This is a genomic window from Massilia sp. PWRC2, from assembly GCF_049896725.1.
Lineage (GTDB): Bacteria > Pseudomonadota > Gammaproteobacteria > Burkholderiales > Burkholderiaceae_D > JAFCUW01.
In genome coordinates, this window is sequence record NZ_JAFCUW010000001.1 from 840,019 (window position 1) to 856,192 (window position 16,174).

The 16,174-nt window shown below is 66.5% G+C and carries 10 protein-coding genes; 5 read left to right on the forward strand and 5 right to left on the reverse strand.

Translation table 11 applies throughout. The features are described 5' to 3' along the window. Positions 1-6 precede the first annotated feature (6 nt). A complete protein-coding gene (locus tag ACP7BZ_RS03775) occupies positions 7-1,281 on the reverse strand; it encodes an amidohydrolase family protein (RefSeq protein WP_426110305.1) in 1,275 nt (424 codons plus the stop codon). Between the two features lie 190 nt (positions 1,282-1,471). On the opposite strand from ACP7BZ_RS03775, the gene ACP7BZ_RS03780 reads away from it, so the two are divergent. The 4 genes from ACP7BZ_RS03780 to ACP7BZ_RS03795 all read left to right on the forward strand — a co-directional run bounded on the left by ACP7BZ_RS03780 (position 1,472) and on the right by ACP7BZ_RS03795 (position 8,277). Further along, entirely contained in the window at positions 1,472-2,128 is a 657-nt protein-coding gene (locus tag ACP7BZ_RS03780) for a phasin family protein (RefSeq protein WP_426110306.1), read from the forward strand. A gap of 198 nt (positions 2,129-2,326) precedes the next feature. Then, complete coding sequence (locus ACP7BZ_RS03785; protein ID WP_426110307.1) at positions 2,327-4,123, forward strand: ABC transporter ATP-binding protein; 1,797 nt, start codon at positions 2,327-2,329, stop codon at positions 4,121-4,123. Continuing rightward, positions 4,113-5,951 (forward strand): ABC transporter ATP-binding protein, encoded by a 1,839-nt coding sequence (locus tag ACP7BZ_RS03790; RefSeq protein ID WP_426110308.1) that lies wholly within the window; start codon positions 4,113-4,115, stop codon positions 5,949-5,951. Before ACP7BZ_RS03785 ends, ACP7BZ_RS03790 begins: the two co-directional genes overlap by 11 nt. 166 nt (positions 5,952-6,117) lie before the next feature. Further along, on the forward strand, positions 6,118-8,277 hold the full coding sequence (locus ACP7BZ_RS03795; RefSeq protein WP_426110309.1) for a diguanylate cyclase: 2,160 nt from the start codon (positions 6,118-6,120) through the stop codon (positions 8,275-8,277). 23 nt (positions 8,278-8,300) lie between these two features. Here ACP7BZ_RS03795 and ACP7BZ_RS03800 read toward each other — a convergent pair whose 3' ends face one another. After that, positions 8,301-8,654 (reverse strand): hypothetical protein, encoded by a 354-nt coding sequence (locus ACP7BZ_RS03800; RefSeq protein ID WP_426110310.1) that lies wholly within the window; start codon positions 8,652-8,654, stop codon positions 8,301-8,303. Positions 8,655-8,838: 184 nt separating this feature from the next. Between ACP7BZ_RS03800 and ACP7BZ_RS03805 the strand changes: the two genes are divergently transcribed. Then, entirely contained in the window at positions 8,839-11,076 is a 2,238-nt protein-coding gene (locus ACP7BZ_RS03805) for a molybdopterin-dependent oxidoreductase (protein WP_426110311.1), read from the forward strand. A 48-nt stretch (positions 11,077-11,124) separates the two neighbouring features. Here the strand turns inward: ACP7BZ_RS03805 and ACP7BZ_RS03810 are convergent, their stop codons facing one another. The 3 genes from ACP7BZ_RS03810 to ACP7BZ_RS03820 are packed head-to-tail and all read right to left on the reverse strand — an operon-like array spanning position 11,125 to position 16,161. Further along, positions 11,125-11,967, reverse strand: coding sequence for a hypothetical protein (locus tag ACP7BZ_RS03810; protein WP_426110312.1), 843 nt, complete (start codon positions 11,965-11,967; stop codon positions 11,125-11,127). 48 nt (positions 11,968-12,015) lie between these two features. Then, the gene (locus tag ACP7BZ_RS03815; RefSeq protein WP_426110313.1) at positions 12,016-15,687 is read right to left on the reverse strand and encodes a tubulin-like doman-containing protein; all 3,672 of its coding nucleotides are present in this window, start codon (positions 15,685-15,687) and stop codon (positions 12,016-12,018) included. 27 nt (positions 15,688-15,714) lie between these two features. Next, positions 15,715-16,161, reverse strand: a complete 447-nt coding sequence (locus tag ACP7BZ_RS03820) for a hypothetical protein (RefSeq protein WP_426110314.1) — start codon at positions 16,159-16,161, stop codon at positions 15,715-15,717. Positions 16,162-16,174: the final 13 nt, after the last annotated feature.

The window sequence follows — 16,174 nt, forward strand, 5'->3', positions numbered from 1 at the left end:
GCGCGCCTAGCGCCCGAGGCGGAAGTCGACAGTGGCCGGCCGCCCCGGCAGGCTCAGGCGGGCGGCGGCGGCCGGCGCCTCACTGACGATGCGGCCGCGCCGCAGCACCAGCCGGCGCGCCGCGCGCAGGCGGATCGCCTCGACCGGGCTGGCAGCGTCGAGCAGCACCAGGTCGGCATAACAGCCGGCGGCCACCCCGTAGCCTTCGAGCCCGAGAATGCGGGCCGGCGCCGCCGTGATGGCGTCAAAACAGCGCAACATGGCCGCCTGCCCCGTCATCTGCGCCACGTGCAGCCCCATGTGCGCCACTTCCAGCATGTCGCCCGACCCCAGGCTGTACCACGGGTCCATCACGCAATCGTGGCCAAACGCCACTTCGACGCCAGCGTCCATCAATTCCGGCACGCGCGTCATGCCGCGCCGTTTCGGGTAGCTGTCGTGGCGGCCCTGCAGGGTGATGTTAATGAGTGGATTGGCGATTGCCGCCACCCCCGCCTCGGCGATCAGGGGCAGCAATTTGCTCACATAGTAATTGTCCATCGAATGCATCGAGGTCAGGTGCGAGCCGGCCACCCTGCCCTGCAACCCCAGCCGCTCGGTTTCATACGCCAGCGTTTCGATGTGGCGCGACAGCGGGTCGTCGCTTTCATCGCAGTGCATGTCGACCCGCAATCCCCGTGCTGCGGCAAATTCGCACAGCAGTGTGATGGAGGCGGCGCCCTCGGCCATGGTGCGCTCGAAGTGGGGAATGCCGCCGACCACGTCGACCCCCATGGCGATCGCCCTTTGCAGATTTTCAAAAGCGCTGGCGCTGCGCAGCAGGCCGTCCTGGGGAAACGCCACCAGCTGCAGGTCGATGTAGGGCGCCACCCGGCGCCGCACGTCGAGCAGCGCTTCGACCGCCAGCAGGCGATCGTCGCAAATGTCGACATGGCTGCGGATGGCCAGCAAGCCGCGTGCGACCGCCCAGTCGCAGTATTGCAGCGCCCGTTCAATGAGGGCGTCCTGCGCCAGCTGCGGTTTCAGTTCGCCCCACAAGGCAATGCCCTCGAGCAAGGTGCCAGACGCGTTCACCCGCGGCACACCGTAGCTCAGGGTGGCGTCCATGTGAAAGTGGGCGTCGACAAACGGCGCCGTCAGCAGGTCGCCACCAGCGTCGATCTCGCTGGCGGCGGTGACGGCCAGCTGCACGCCGACGGCGGCGATGCGCGCGCCATCGATGGCGACGTCGACATGCTGGCGGCCATCGGCCAGGCTGGCATTGCGAATGACGAGATCCATGCGGCCTCCGGTATCAGATGGCCAGATTGTAGAGCAAGCTTCCTGGCAAGTCGCGTTGCGCACAAGGAACGACTGCTGCACTGCAAGATTATGTCCACTAGATGACACCAAATAAACCTTTGCAAGCGCTTCGAAGGCCGATAAACTTCCACATATTGCAGCGCATCATAAATAACCACGAGGAACTTAGATGAACCTATTCCCTGACCAGGTTTCCGCTCTGGGCGCCGCTGGTGTGCGCCAGCTTGACGTGCAGTTACAGCTGCAAATGCAACTGTTTGGCAATGCCGCCAGCCGTGCCTTCGATGGCGCCGAGCAGTTTGCCGCACTGCAGTTCGCCACCACCCGCAGCGCGCTCGACACCTCGGCCGACCTGCTGCGCCAGATCGTCGTCGCGCGTGACCCGCGCGATCTGTTCGCGCTGACCAAGCAGGCCCGGGTCAGTTTCGACAATATGCTCGATTACCAGCGGCGCCTGTTCGGCATCGTCAGCGCCGCCGCCATGTCGGGCGCGGTTGGCAGCATGCCGCATGCGGTCACGCCAACGGCCAGCGCCGCGCTGCAAAAACTGGCGGCGCTGCCGGCAGTGTCTGACATGAACCATCTGGCCGATGTGGTGGACTTTGTCGAGGTGGCCGCGGTGGCCGCGGACATCGCGGCCGTGGCTGCACCTGCACCCGAGCCCGAGCCCGAGTTGGCCCCACCTGCGCTCAACGCCGTCGCTGCCGCCACCGACCACCACGATGCGCGCCCCACGGCGGCGCCGCTGACGCAGGGCGAGGCCGAGGCCGACCCAGCGCCACCAGCTACCAGCGGCAAGAGTGGCGGGCGCCAGCGCAAGAAATAACGCGCCAGCACGATCGACGCAGGCGCCATAAAACGTGTAAATTAACGGGCTTCGGGGCTGGTGCGTACGGCTGCGGCATGGGACAGGCACCGGCGGTGCCAGTCTCACGTGCGCGTGACCGCACAACATCAAGCCAGCAGCGCTGTTGCAAGCGCGCGCTCCGCTCTCCCGTTCTCTTTTACACAGCAAGGAAGTCGCATGAGTTTATCCCGTCTGATTGGCGGCTTTGTCAGCCGCCATCGGGGTTCGTACGTCGCCTCGGCGGCCATGCTGGCCGGCGTCGCCAGCTGCACCGTCTGGGTGCCCCGCAAGATCGGCGCCATGATCGATGGCCTGGCCGCGCACCGCCTCGGTCAGCACGACTTGCTGATCGAACTGGCGCAGTTGCTGGCGCTGGGGCTGGTGATCTACGCCTTGCGGGTCGGCTGGCGCCTGCGCCTGTTCGCCGCCGCCTACCAGCTCGGTGTCGAACTGCGCACGCGCTTTTATGCGCGGCTGTCGGCCCAGGGTCCGGCGTTTTATCAGCAGCAGCGCACCGGCGACCTGATGGCGCTGGCCACCAACGACATCGACGCCATCGAAATGGCCGCCGGCGAAGCCATGCTGGCCGGCTTCGACGGCAGCCTGACGCTGATCATGGTGGTGGCGATCATGACGCTGGGGGTCGACTGGCGCCTGGCCCTGGTCGCGCTGCTGCCGTTTCCCCTGATGGCATGGGCGTTCTGGCACATCTCCAGCCATATCCACGCGGCGTCGACCGATTCGCTCGAACGCTTCGCCGCCCTCAACGACCATGTGCAAGAGTCGCTCGCCGGCGTGCGCACCTTGCGCGCACTGGGCCTCGAACAGCGCAGCGCAGCGCGCTTTGGCGAGCTGGCGCAGCAGGCGGCCGATGCCAGCCTCACCGCCCAGCAATGGGAGGCCGCCTACGAGCCGGCGGTCGGCCTGACCTTAAGCAGCGCCGGTTTTTTGACGCTGGGGCTGGGTGCCTGGCTGATCTGGCAAGGCCAGCTCAGTATCGGCGCGCTGACCAGCTTTACCATGTACCTGGGCCAGCTGATCTGGCCGATGTTCGCCGCCGGCTGGGTACTGGCGCTGATCGAACGGGGCCGCGCCGCCTGGGCCCGCCTGCAGCCGCTGCTGGAGGCGCCGTTATCGGTCGATGACCACGGCACCCTGACCAGCGTCACGCCGGGCCCGCTGGTGCTCGATGGAGTGAGCTTTCACTACCCGGGCCAGGCCCAGCCGGCGCTCGACCAGGTCTGCCTGATGCTGCCGGCCGGCCATACTCTGGGCCTGGTCGGCCCCACCGGCGCCGGCAAATCGACCCTGCTGCGGGTGCTGCTGCGCCAGATCACGCCGCAGGCGGGCACGGTGCGCTGGAACGGTCACCGGCTGGCGGACTACACCCTGGCGACCCTGCGCGCGGCGATCAGCTGGGTGCCGCAGGAATCGTTCCTGTTTTCCGCCACCATCGCCGAGAATATCGCGCTGGGCCGCCCGCACGCCACCCGCGCCGAGATCGAACATGCCGCCGACATGGCCGCCATCGACGACGACATCGGCCGCTTCGCCGCCGGCTACGACACCAGCGTCGGTGAAAAAGGCATTACCCTGTCGGGCGGCCAGCGCCAGCGGGTGGCGATCGCCCGCGCCCTGCTGGGAGCGAGCGAGCTGCTGCTGCTCGACGACGCCCTGTCGGCGGTCGATACCGGCACCGAAACGCGCATCCTCGAACACCTCGAAGCGCTGCGCCGCGTGCGCGCAGCGAGCAGTGCAAACGCAAGCACAGGCACAAGCACAGGCAACGCCAACTTCAGCGCCATCATCGCCAGCCACCGGCTGTCGGCGGTGGCCAACGCCGACCTGATCGTGGTGCTGCGCGATGGCCGCATCAGCGAGCAAGGCAGCCATGCCGCCCTGCTGGCGGCCGACGGCTGGTATGCCAGCCAGTGGAAATACCAGCAACTGGAGGCCAGCCTCGATGCAGCCTGACACCGATGTAAAACCAAACGCCGCCGGCGCCGCCACTGCCATGCGCCAGCAAGCCGCGCGCGCCATCGGCCTGTTGCGGCGCGCCGCCCAGCCCGACCGCGCTGAACTGGGCTGGGCCACCCTGTGGCTGATCGTCGCGGCCGCCTTCGAAGTGGCGGGGCCGATTTTCGGCAAGGCGCTGATCGACCAGTACCTGCTGCCGCACCGGCTCGACTGGACCGTCATGGGCGCCCTGCTGCTGGGCGTGCTGGCCACCGGCGTGATCGCTTCGCTGCTGCGCTACCGCCAGCTGATGCGCCTGTCCGGGCTGGCCATGCGCGCCGTCCAGCGCCTGCGCGAATGGGTGTATGGCCACGTGCTGCACCTGCCGATGGCGTTTTTCGACAAGGCCATCACCGGCCAGCTGGTCAGCCGCGTCACCAACGACACCGAGGCGGTCAAGACGCTGTATATCCAGGTACTGTTCGTCATCCTCGACAGCACCATCGTGCTGATCGGGACGATGGCGGCCATGGCCTGGCTCGACTGGCGCCTGATGCTCATCGTGCTGGCGCTGGTGCCGGCGGTGGTGCTGATCATCTGGCTGTACCAGCGCATGTCGGCGCCGGCGGTGCACACCGCGCGCACGCTGCGCAGCGACATCAACGGCCAGATGGCCGAATCGATCGGCGGCATGGCGGTGCTGCAGGCGCATAACGCCGGCGCCCGCTTCGGCCAGCGTTTTGCCACCACCAACGGCGCCCATTACACGGCGCGCATGGCCGAACTGCGCGCCAACGCCTTTTTGCTGCGCCCCGCCCTCGACCTGCTCAACGTGGTCTTGCTGGCCGTGGTGATTTTCAGTTTTGGCCAGCGCAGCATGAACGCCATCGAAGTCGGCGTGCTGTATGCCTTCATCAGCTACATCGCCAGGGTGGTCGAGCCGCTGATCCAGATCACCATGCAATTTAGCGGCTTGCAGCAGGCCGTGGTGGCCAGCGCCCGCGTGGCCGCGCTGCTCGACGAAACCAGCGCCGCCGAGCACCACAGCGGCAAGGCGCACGGCAGCCATCTGCCGGCAGTGCCAGCATCGGTGCCGGCCATCGCCGTGCGCGCCGTCAACTTCGGTTATGCGCCAGGGGCCGCCAACCGCGTGCTGCACGATCTCGATCTGCAAGTGGCCCAGGGCGATTTTCTGGGTATCGTCGGCCATACCGGCAGCGGCAAGTCGACCCTGCTGTCGCTGCTGCTGCGCTATTACCCGCTCGACACCCTTGACGACGCAGCAGCGGGCAGCATCAGCCTGCTGGGCCAGCCGCTGGCAGCCATTGATAACGCCACCTTCCGCGCCGAAGTGGGGCTGGTGCCGCAAGACCCGTTCCTGCTGGCCGCCTCGGCGCGCGAGAATATCGATATGGGGCGCGGCCTGGCGCCCGAGCGCATCGAGGCGGCGGCGCGCGCCGCGCATGCCCATGATTTCATCAACGCCCTCGAGCACGGCTACGATACGGCGCTCGGCGAAGGCGGCTCGCGCCTGTCGACCGGGCAGAAGCAGCTGATCGCCATCGCCCGCGCGCTGGCCGGCCAGCCGCGCATCCTGCTGCTCGATGAGGCGACCTCGAACATCGATAGTCAAACCGAGCAGATCGTCCAGCGCGCCCTCGACCAGCTGCGCGGGCGCGTCACCATCGTTGCCATCGCCCACCGCCTGTCGACCATCCGCGACGCCGACCGCATCGTCGTCCTCAACCACGGCCGCATTGCCGAGTCGGGCACGCACGAGGCACTGATGCAGATTGAAAATGGTTTATACCAGCGCCTCTACCTGCTCCAGCAACTGGCGCTGTGACGAAAAAAAGCTGCATGGGCGGCACCGCGTTGGGTGTTGTAATAATGCTTAAGGGCACTAAATTATTGCATCCAGCAACTTAAAATTAACTTTTCCCCACTTCATGCGCCTATAATTGTTGCAGCGTCATTACACGGGCGCAGGTGTCAGATCCCTGGGGAACATCATGTCGGTTGGCTTGCCTTGCCCGCCGCAACGCCGCCTGCTGGCGGCGCTGCTGCTGTGTTTGTCGCTGTGCGCCGCCCCGGTGCAGGCGCAGTCACAGCTGCCCGCCGCCGCCGCCGCCAAAGCCGACCCGGTGGCCGACTTCGACCTCCAGCGCCAGCTGGCCGATATCCGCGAACTCAATCGTTATCAGCCATCGACGGCGCTGGCCATGCTGGGCAAAATCGCGGTGCCGGCACGGGCAGCGAGCATCGCCGTCAAGGCCGAGTTCCTCGACCAGCTATGCCTGTCCTACCGCATGCTGGGCGAGCGTGCCACCGCTCTCAAGGTGGCCGAAGAGCTGATCGCTTTCGGCCGCGCCAGCGGCGACAAGGTGGCACTGGCCAAGGGTTTATTGGCCAAGGGCTTTGTGCTCTACACCATGGACCAGCTGGCGCCTTCGCATGCGCTGGCCTGGGAAGGGGCCGCGCTGGCCGAGACCACCGACGACATGGCGCTGCGCATCTCGGCCAATATCGTCGCCGGCCAGGCCTATTCCGAAGACGGCAACTTCCCCGAGGCCCTCAAGAAGATGCAGGCGGCGGTGACGCTGGCGCGCAGCTACGACCGGCCGATTCACAGCGTGATGGCGCTCAATGCCCTGGCCACCCTGTATGGGGAGATGAAGGAATACGAGCGCGGTTTTCAAGTCCTCGCCGAAGCCTATGAGGCAGCCGCCAAGGCCCATTCACCGGTGCGCGTGGCGGCCCTCAAAAAGACCGAATACGCGCTGTCGATCGATACCAATCAGCCCAAGCGGGCGCGCGCAGCGCTGCTGGCGGGCCTGGAGATCCAGCGCCGCATTGGTGCCACCACCATGATTCCCGTCTCGCTGGTGAACATCTCCGACAGTTATCTGCAGGAGCGCGATTACCGCCAGACCCTGGAGTACGCCCATCTGGCGATCGAAGCGGCGCTGCCGCTCAAGGATACCGGTACCGAGGCGATCGCCCGCATCAATATCGGCCAGGCTTACCTGGGCATGGGCCGGCTGGCCGAAGGCAAGCGCAGCTTTGAAGCGGGGCTGGCGGTGGTCGAACGCACCGGCGCCAAGCCCGCCTTGCAGGAGGTCCTGCTCGAATACGGCGGCGCCCTCGAACGGGCCGGTGACTTCGCCGGTGCCGTCCAGGCCTACCACCGCGAGCGCGCACTGTCGATCGAACTGTTCGAAGGGCGCCGCCAAAAGGCCTTGCTGGAGCTGCAGGGCAAATACGAAGCCGACAAGAAGGAGCGGCAGATTGAACTGCTGCGCCGCGACAACCAGATCAAGGGCGCAGAACTGAGCAACCGCCGCCTGCAGCAGCGCATCTGGTGGCTGCTGGCCGTGGTGGGCGCGCTGGTGGTGCTGATCGTCGGCTTTTTATATCGCAAGGTGCGCAGCGCCAACGCCCTGCTCGAAGTACGCAACCACGAACTGAAGCAGCAAAGCTCGCGCGACCCCCTCACGGCGCTCTACAACCGCCGCCACTTCCAGGAATTCATGCGCGCGCGTGCCAGCGCCGAGGCGCTCATCGAGCAGCGCGGCGAGCAGCGCGCCGCCAGCGCCGTCAACACCGGCGAGGATACCGTGGCCGCCCTGTTCCTGCTCGACGTCGACCATTTCAAGCATGTCAATGACAGCTACGGCCACGCCACCGGCGACGCCGTGCTGACCATGATTTCAAATAACTTGCGGGTGATCCTGCGCGAAACCGACATGATCGTGCGCTGGGGCGGTGAAGAGTTCCTGGCCTTTTTGCCGGCAGTGCCGCGCGACGGTCTCGATGACATCGCCAGCCGCCTGCTGGCGGGCATCTCGGCGCACGCCATTTCCTGCAATGGCCGCAGCCTCAACGTCAATGTGTCGATCGGCTACGCACCGTTCCCGCTGTCGCCTGGCGAACAGCAGCTGCCGTGGGAACGGGCGGTCAACCTGGTCGACATGGCGCTGTACATGGCCAAGAGCCATGGCCGCAACCGCGCCTACGGCGTGCGCGGCTTCGCCGCCGGTGGCAGCACCACCATCGAACAGGTCGAGCACGATCTGGAAGCGGCCTGGCGCGCCGGCGTGGTCGATCTGTCGGTGGTGCTCGGCGGCGACGCCGCCAACGTCACCAGCGACGCCGAACTGCTCAGCGCCTGAAGTGACGACGACGAAGTAGCCCGCTACTTTTTGGTCGACTGCTGGATCTGTTCGCCCGCCTGCTCGACCTTCTTGCCGACTTTTTCAGTGGCGACATCGAGTCCCTTGCTGGCGTCGGCGGCGGCGGCATCGGTGGCGGCGGCGATCCGCTCGCGCGTCTGCTGGGCCGAATCGGCCACCTGTTTGGCCGCCGCGTTGGCCTTGTCGACCTTGCTCTGCAACTCGCGCGCCACCTGATCACCGGCATTGTCGACCGCCTGCCCCGCCTTTTGCGCCGGGCCCATGCCATCGTCGCGCTTGCTGCAGCCGGCCACACCAGCGGTCAGCACCAGCGCCACGCTCAGCGCCGTCAGCGTTGTCTTCATCGTCATCGTCATCGTCACTCTCCTTGAAACAGGTAATTTGTTGCAAGCGAGCATACACCGGCGGCGCCGCTTTCGGTTGACAGTCGGGTAACAAAAAATGACAATAGAACGACCGTTTTATTTTTTCACCGGTGGGTTTTTCCATCCGCCGGTTGTCCCAACGATGTATTCTGCCCCCACCCTTGCCGGAGTCGCCATGACCGAAACCACCACTGTGCGCCGCATCTGCCCGTTCTGCGAAGCCTGCTGCGGCCTCAAGGTCGACCTGCATCGTGACGCCAGCAGCGGCGTGCAGAAAGTCATCAAGGTATATGGCGACGATGACGACGTGTTTTCCAAGGGCTATCTGTGCCCGAAAGCGGTCGGCCTGAAAGAACTGCACGACGATCCCGACCGCCTGCGCACCCCCTTGATCAAGCGCGACGGCGTGTTCGTCGAAGCCAGCTGGGAAGACGCTTACGGCGAAATCGCCCGCCGCCTGCCGCCCGTCATCGCCGCCGGCGGCGCCAATGCGGTGGCCACCGTGCTGGGCAATCCGGTGGCGCACAAGATGGGCTTGATGCTATATTTCCCGCGGCTGGCGCGCATGCTGGGCACGCGCAACATGTTTTCCGCCTCCAGCGTCGACCAGATCCCGAAAATGCTGTCGACCGGACTGATGTTTGGCAGCTGGCTGGGCATCGCGGTGCCCGACATCGAGCGCAGCGATTTTTTATTGATCATCGGCGCCAATCCGATGGTGTCGAACGGCAGCCTGTGGACCCTGCCCGACTACCGTGGCAAGGCCAGGGCGCTGCGCCAGCGCGGCGGCAAGATCGTGGTGGTCGATCCGCGCCGCACCGAGACGGCCGCCGCCGCCGATGCGCACCATTTCATTCGCCCCGGCGCCGACGTCTTTTTCCTGCTGGGGATCGCCCACACCCTGTTCGACGAACAGCTGGTCAAACTGGACCGCCTGGCCGCGCACGTCAACGGCCTCGAGCAGCTGCGCACTGCCTTTGCCGACTACGCACCAGAGCGGCTGGCGGCGCGCTGCGGCATCGACGCCAGCGTCATGCGCGCACTGGCGCGCACGCTGGCGGCCACCAAGCGAGCGGCGGTGTACGGCCGCATCGGCACCTGTACGCAGGAATTCGGCACCCTGTCGTCGTGGCTGATCGACGTCATCAATGTGCTCAGCGGCCACCTCGACAGCGAGGGTGGCGCCATGTTCCCGTGCGCCCCCGCCTTCGCCGCCAACACCCGCGGCAAGCCGGGCAGCGGCCGCGGCGTGGTCAGCGGCCGCTATGCGTCGCGGGTGGCAGGCGCCCCCGAGATCAGTGGCGAGTTGCCGCTGACCTGCCTGGCCGAAGAAATTGACACGCCAGGCCGCGGCCAGATCCGCGCCTTGATCGCGATTGCCGCCAACCCGGTGCTGTCGAGCCCGAATGGCGCACGGCTGGCCGCCGCACTCGAGCAGCTCGACTTCATGGTCAGCATGGACATTTATTTGAACGAGACGTCGCGCCACGCCGACGTCATCCTGCCCGGCCCATCGCCGCTGGAAGACTCCCATTACGATGTCTCCTTCACCCAGTTCTCGCACCGTAACCACGCCCGCTACAGCGCGCAGGCGCTGGCCCGCAACAGCGCCCAGCCGCACGAGTGGCAATCGCTGCTGCGCATCGGCGCCATCGCCCAGGGGCTGGGCGCCGATGTCGATGTCGAGGCTCTCGATGACGATGGCCTGCGCGGGGAACTCGAACGCACGCTGGGACAGCAGGCCGCCAGCGTGCTGGCGGCGCTCGACGGGCGCCGCGGGCCCGAACGCCTGCTCGACCTGGGCCTGCGCAGCGGCCCGTTCGGCGACCAGTTCGGCGCGCGCGCCGGCGGCTTGACGCTGGCGGCCATCGAAGCGGCGCCCGCCGGCATCGACCTCGGTGCCATGCAGGCGCGCCTGCCCGCTGCCCTGCGCACGCCGTCCGGCAAGATCGAACTGGCGCCGCCGATGCTGCTGGCGGACCTGGCGCGGGTGACGGCTGCGCTGGCGGCAGCGCAGCCCGAGATGGTCATCATCGGTCGCCGCCAGCTGCGCTCGAATAACAGCTGGATGCACAATCTGCCGGCGCTGGCCAAGGGCGCGTTTCGCTGCACGGCACTGATCCACCCCGGCGATTGCCAGCGCCTCGGTCTCACCGATGGCGCCATGGCGCGCATCGGCAACGGCACCAAAACGATCGACGTGCAGGTCGAAGTGAGTACCGACATGATGCCGGGCGTGGTCAGCGTGCCGCACGGCTGGGGCCACGACCTGCCCGGCACCCAACTGGCGCTGGCGGCGCAGCGGCCCGGCGCCAACCTCAATGCACTGCTCGATGAACAGCTGCGCGATCCGCTCTCTGGCAATGCGGTGCTGTCGGGGATCGCGGTGACGGTGACGCCGGCGCCGCTCTAGCGCGCTCGTTTCGTTCTTTTAGAGCGCTCTTATAGCTGGTCTCTCACACTACTGGCAGCGCGCGCCGACCCACTCGCCGCCATCGGCCAGGCAGCGCTGCAACTGGCCATCGAGCCGTTCGGCGCGCGCTTTTAATTCGCTGCAGTCGCGCGTGCTGGCGTCGACCATGGCGATACACACTTCCATCTTGTCGGCAGCGCCGCGGTAATCGCCCCGCGCGAGGGCGGCGCGGGCGTCGCCGATCAGGTTGCGCACCGATTGCGCCTGCGCGCCGGCGGCGCGGGCCGTACTCCTCGCTGACGGGCGCGCCGGGCGCCGGCACGCCAGATCGGCGGCGTCGAGCGCCGTTTGCAGGCGTGAGAGCTGGGCCGCGCTGGCCGCGGTTTTTTTCAGGGCGATCAATTCGGCCTGGGCCTCGTTGGCCTTGCAGGCCTGCGCCAGTGCCACCGCCTTGTCCACACGCGCGTCGAATTTGGCCGGGCTTGGCCGCTGGCTGAACCAGAGCAGCACCAGCGCGCCCAGGGCCAGCAGCCACCAGCGCAGACGCACCGGCTGGCGGCGCGGCGGCGCCGACGGTGTCGGCGGCAGCGCTTTGATAGGGGGCGGCGGAGATGGCGCAGAAGACGGCGGCGCTGGCGCAGACGAGGGCGGCGCCACCGCAGACGAGGGCGGCGCTGGCGCCTCAGCTGCAACAGCAACGCTGGCAGTGTGCGGGCGCGCCACTGGTGCAGCGCCGGCCGACTGTGACGGCGACAGCGACGGCCGTGGCAGCGCCGTACTCTGGTCGATGCCACAGTAGGGACAATAATTGACCCGCCGCGGCAGCGCACGCGCGCACGCCATGTTCACGCAGCGGTAAATGACTTCGTCACGCACGTCGACTGGCCTCATGTATACGTCGGTAAAGCATACGTCGAAGAAGTTCGGCAGCGGCAATGGTCATCGAGGATCGGGAATGCCATCGGCGCCCTGGCCCTGCGGGCGCTCAGGGTCGACCGGATCGGCGATGGCGTCGGCGAACAAGTCTGCCAGTTCGGTCACTTGCGCCGCCGCTTCCCACTTGCCCAGCTTTGCCGACTGTTTCATGTTCCACACCGGGGTATCTGCTTTGACCTCGCCGCGGCCGATCCGTTCCTTCAGCTGTTCAAGCAAAAACGGCCCCTGCTGGGCAGCGGCGATAAACAGCTTGAAGCGCAAAGGCGGCGCGACGGCCACGCCATCGCCTGCGCGCAAAGCGTCGGCCGCACTGGCCTCGTCGGCCAGCAGCGCCGCGCGCAGCACGCGCTTGTCGACGGCGTGCTCGACTTCCCAGTGATAGGCATCAAACGCCGAATCGGGCACCACTTCGCTCGCGCCCGGCAGGCTGGCGACGGCGGCCTCGAAGCGGCCCGCCGCCGCGCCATCGATGCTGAGCGCGCGCGCGCTCCACTGCTCGACCAGGCGGCGCGCGGTGATGGTCGGCAGCGATGGCGACGGCATCTGCGCTCCGGTCTCATCGACTTCCAGCCTTGGCGCGTAGACGCGCTGCTGATAATGGCGCATCAGTGCGGTCAGCAGCGCCAGCTGGTTCGGTCCCATCGCCGCCAGTTTGCGCTGCGCCGCCGCGATCACCTGCTCGCGGTAATACGGCGGCAAACCATTCGAGCGGATCGCATATTCATTACCGATCTGCAGCCATTCGCCGGAGCCCGGCTCGACTTCGAACAGGTACTGGCCGCGCGGCTGAAAGGCCGCTTCGAGGTCGCCCAGGTCAGCCTTGCGGCGCAGCAGCCCCAGCGCGACTGCCTGCAAATACCACTCGTAATCGTCGGCCAGCCGGCCCAGTTCCTCCATCGACGGCGCCACCGGATGGCGAAAGCGGGTCGAATCGAAGTGCAGGTGGGTAGGAATTTTCGGGTTTTCGATCTGGTAAGAACTGCGCCAGGTGGGCAGGCCGCGCAGCACCGTCATCGGAAAGCCGGACAGCTCGATGTAGCACACCGCCTTGCCATGGATGCCGGTGTTGACGATATTGAGCTGGTCGCCGTGGAAGGAGCCGCTCGGCACGGCGGCGCGGATGTCCGCTTCCAGGCGACGCCAGGCAGTGACGTCGCCGACCCCGATAAAACACTTGAACTGGTCGGCGCGCGGGGTAAATTCGGCGGAAAAGCGCGCATTTATCCACGGCATGGCGTTGTTGATCCATTCATTCAAAAGCTGCGTGCGCGCCGCCGGTGCCATTGCCGTCAGGCGCTCGAGCAGCGGGTCCGCTGCCTCGCCGCCGGCGGCCGGCTCACCATGCTGCTGCACGCTGAGCTGAAACTGCGCGCGGCGGAACAGTTTGAGCAGCAGGCTGGCGCGCAGGCGCTCTTCACCCAGCTGCGGAAACAGGCGCGCCGAACCGCCAAATTCGAGCAGTACTTCTTCGCTCCAGGCACTCACATCGCCGGTCAGCCGCACCGGCGCCGGTTCGCTGTCGGCCGCCAGCACGATGCTGGTGGCGTGTTGATGGCGGGCGTCGGCGCGCAGCTGGCCGATGCGCTGGTCGACCGCGCCCAGCATGGCGTGCACGCTGCGCCGGCCCTGCTGAAATTCACCAGCCATCCCGCTCCACAAGGGCTGGCCCTGATCATCGAGCGACTGCGGCTCGCCCAGCCAGCTCGAGATCGCCCGCATCACCTCGACCGCTTGACCGGCCGCCACCGCCAGCAGGTGAAAGCGCAGGTAGTCGGCGATGTCGCGTTTGACATGGTTCATCACTTCGCGCGCCTGCGCCTCCTTGCCAAACAGGCGGGCGGCGGCCTGCGACAAGTGGTTGAGCGACTCTTCGACCTGGCGCGTGCGCAGGGCGTCGCGGATGTCGCGGTAGCGCCTGCCATTGCGCTCGGCGACGCCGAGGTCGCGCTGCTGCAGGCGCGCCTTGACCTGGTCGAGCAGCGACAGCACGAATTCGAGACCGCCCTGCTTGCGGTCGTCGAGCAGTGCATACAGCTGGCTGCGGGCGCCGCCGCGCAGGCGAGCGAGCTGCTCGCCGGTGTGGCGCTTGATGCGGTCTTCGCTCGTTTCGGCGGTGGCGCCGGCTTCGCGGATGGCATCGCGTTCGAGCTGCGGCAGCAGTTCCGCCACTTTTTCGCGCCACAGTTTGAGGTCGTAGGCGCCCATGATGCGGTCCACTTCGAGCTGCACCTTGCTCTCGATCCGTTCGAGCAGCGAGCGGCCATCCTTGTCCATCAATAGCTGGTCGGTCAGCGCGTATTCCGGAAAGGGGGTGAGGTCGACCGTGCCCTTTTTGAAATCGGGGAAGGTATCGAAGGGCCGCTCGCCCAGCGCCAGAAAATCGCGCATGAAGCTGTCGCGTTCCTGGTCGCCGGCGCGACGGGCGGCGCCACCATCGACGCTGGCCAGGCCAAAAAAGGCTTTGACCATCAGCGCCGCCAGTTCGTAGGCGCGGATGTCGTCGTGCAGGCTTTGGTGGGTGTCGAGCACCGACTGGCCGAACGCCGAATACACCTTCGAATACGACAGGCGCATGTCGCCAAAACGCTGTTCCGGCACACGCGGGTTGTAGGGCCCCAGCTTGTGCTGCTGCTGGTTGACGGCGATCGAGCGCTTGCGGTTGGCAAAATCGGCGGAAGCGAAATCTTCGAACAGGGTGTCGGCCACCATCTGGTAGACGTCCTTGATGTCGGCGGTGGCCTTGCCGGCCAGGTTGGCGGTGTCGACAAAATACACATCGTCGAACGGCGCACCCTTGCCGATCACACTGTCCGGTTCCATCCACTGCACGCGCGCGTTCATGTCGCGCATGCTGGTCTCCAGTTCCATCAGCGTGGCGTAGGCATTTGCCTCGGTGCGCTCCTTGTTGGCGCGGGCAAAACCCGATGGCATGAACAGTACCAGGTCGACCTGGTTGTCGGCCACTTCCTGGCGGGCGATGGCCTTGGCGATCCAGCCCAGGTCAAGGGCGCTGCCGGCGCCGGTGCCACCGGCGCACGAAGCGATGACGACGATGCGAAATTTCGAGGTGTCGACCTGCAGGCCCAGGCGCTGGTAATTTTCTTTTCTCTCGTTGCCGGCATTACTGCTCAAGAAATTCAAGGCGCCCTTGATACGCCCGCGCAGCTTCGGGTATTTGTCGAACAGGTACAGGCGCGCCAGCGCGCGGATCTGGCCGGCGCCCTTCGACGGATCGATGCCCAGCGAGCGCAGTTTTTTCGGCCGCAGTGGCATCCACGATTCGATCAGGGGAAAGCGCGCCAGGCTGTCGTCGGACTCGTGGTACTGGGTCAGATCGAGCGGCTCGACCAGGCGCTCGACATCCTGCAGCTTGACCAGTTCGTACCAGGGATCGGTGCGCAGCGATTTGCCGTCGTCGATGATGGCGTGGTTGTCCAGATCGAAGTGCAGGAAGCGGGCAACGGGAAAGTCACCGATCGATTCGACCCGGGTCGGCTGCTGGCGGTTCCACACCGCCGACAGGATGCGGCGGCGGATGCGCATCATCACTTCCATGCCGGTGCCGCCGGCGCCGATGAACAGGGTCGGCCGCAGGTCGACCTTGAGTTCGGCCTTCAGTTCGGCCTTGACTGCGCCCAGCGCTTCGGCGCTGGCGCCTTGGGAGAATTCTGCCATGTCAGTCTTTCAGTGGTATGGGTTGCATCAGCGGCGGCCAACGAACAGCGTGGCCACCAGCGCGATCAGGCCGACCGCCAGCAGCGGGCCGGTGATGGCAAAGGTCAAAAATTTGCCGGCGTTGACCAGCGCCAGCACGGCGGCGGCGCTGATAAAACAGAAGCCGACAAACATCATCCAGCCGGCGCTGCCGGCTGTCGATGGCGCCACCCGCCGCACCACCAGGTGGTGGACGTAAGCGTTCCGGACGAAAAAGAAGATCACCAATAACATCACGAAGGCGCTGGCGCCAATGGCCAGATCGCGGTTCGAGGTGTCGGCCGCGATGGCAGCTGGCACCCCGGCGACTTCGAGGCCAGGCGTGGCCGCTGACGCTGCCGCGGTCTTGGCCGGCGCAGTGCCCGCCTCGCCACCGGGCAATTTAAAACCGGGATCGCCCGCGGGCGCGGTGGCTGGCGTCTGCTGATTTTGCATGGTGCTCTTTCGG

Excerpts from the sequence above, each read along its gene's own strand:
- ACP7BZ_RS03775 (WP_426110305.1), bottom strand. The coding sequence starts at position 1,281 with ATGGATCTCGTCATTCGCAATGCCAGCCTGGCCGATGGCCGCCAGCAT.
- ACP7BZ_RS03780 (WP_426110306.1), top strand. The coding sequence starts at position 1,472 with ATGAACCTATTCCCTGACCAGGTTTCCGCTCTGGGCGCCGCTGGTGTG.
- ACP7BZ_RS03785 (WP_426110307.1), top strand. The coding sequence starts at position 2,327 with ATGAGTTTATCCCGTCTGATTGGCGGCTTTGTCAGCCGCCATCGGGGT.
- ACP7BZ_RS03790 (WP_426110308.1), top strand. The coding sequence starts at position 4,113 with ATGCAGCCTGACACCGATGTAAAACCAAACGCCGCCGGCGCCGCCACT.
- ACP7BZ_RS03795 (WP_426110309.1), top strand. The coding sequence starts at position 6,118 with ATGTCGGTTGGCTTGCCTTGCCCGCCGCAACGCCGCCTGCTGGCGGCG.
- ACP7BZ_RS03800 (WP_426110310.1), bottom strand. The coding sequence starts at position 8,654 with ATGACGATGACGATGAAGACAACGCTGACGGCGCTGAGCGTGGCGCTG.
- ACP7BZ_RS03805 (WP_426110311.1), top strand. The coding sequence starts at position 8,839 with ATGACCGAAACCACCACTGTGCGCCGCATCTGCCCGTTCTGCGAAGCC.
- ACP7BZ_RS03810 (WP_426110312.1), bottom strand. The coding sequence starts at position 11,967 with ATGAGGCCAGTCGACGTGCGTGACGAAGTCATTTACCGCTGCGTGAAC.
- ACP7BZ_RS03815 (WP_426110313.1), bottom strand. The coding sequence starts at position 15,687 with ATGGCAGAATTCTCCCAAGGCGCCAGCGCCGAAGCGCTGGGCGCAGTC.
- ACP7BZ_RS03820 (WP_426110314.1), bottom strand. The coding sequence starts at position 16,161 with ATGCAAAATCAGCAGACGCCAGCCACCGCGCCCGCGGGCGATCCCGGT.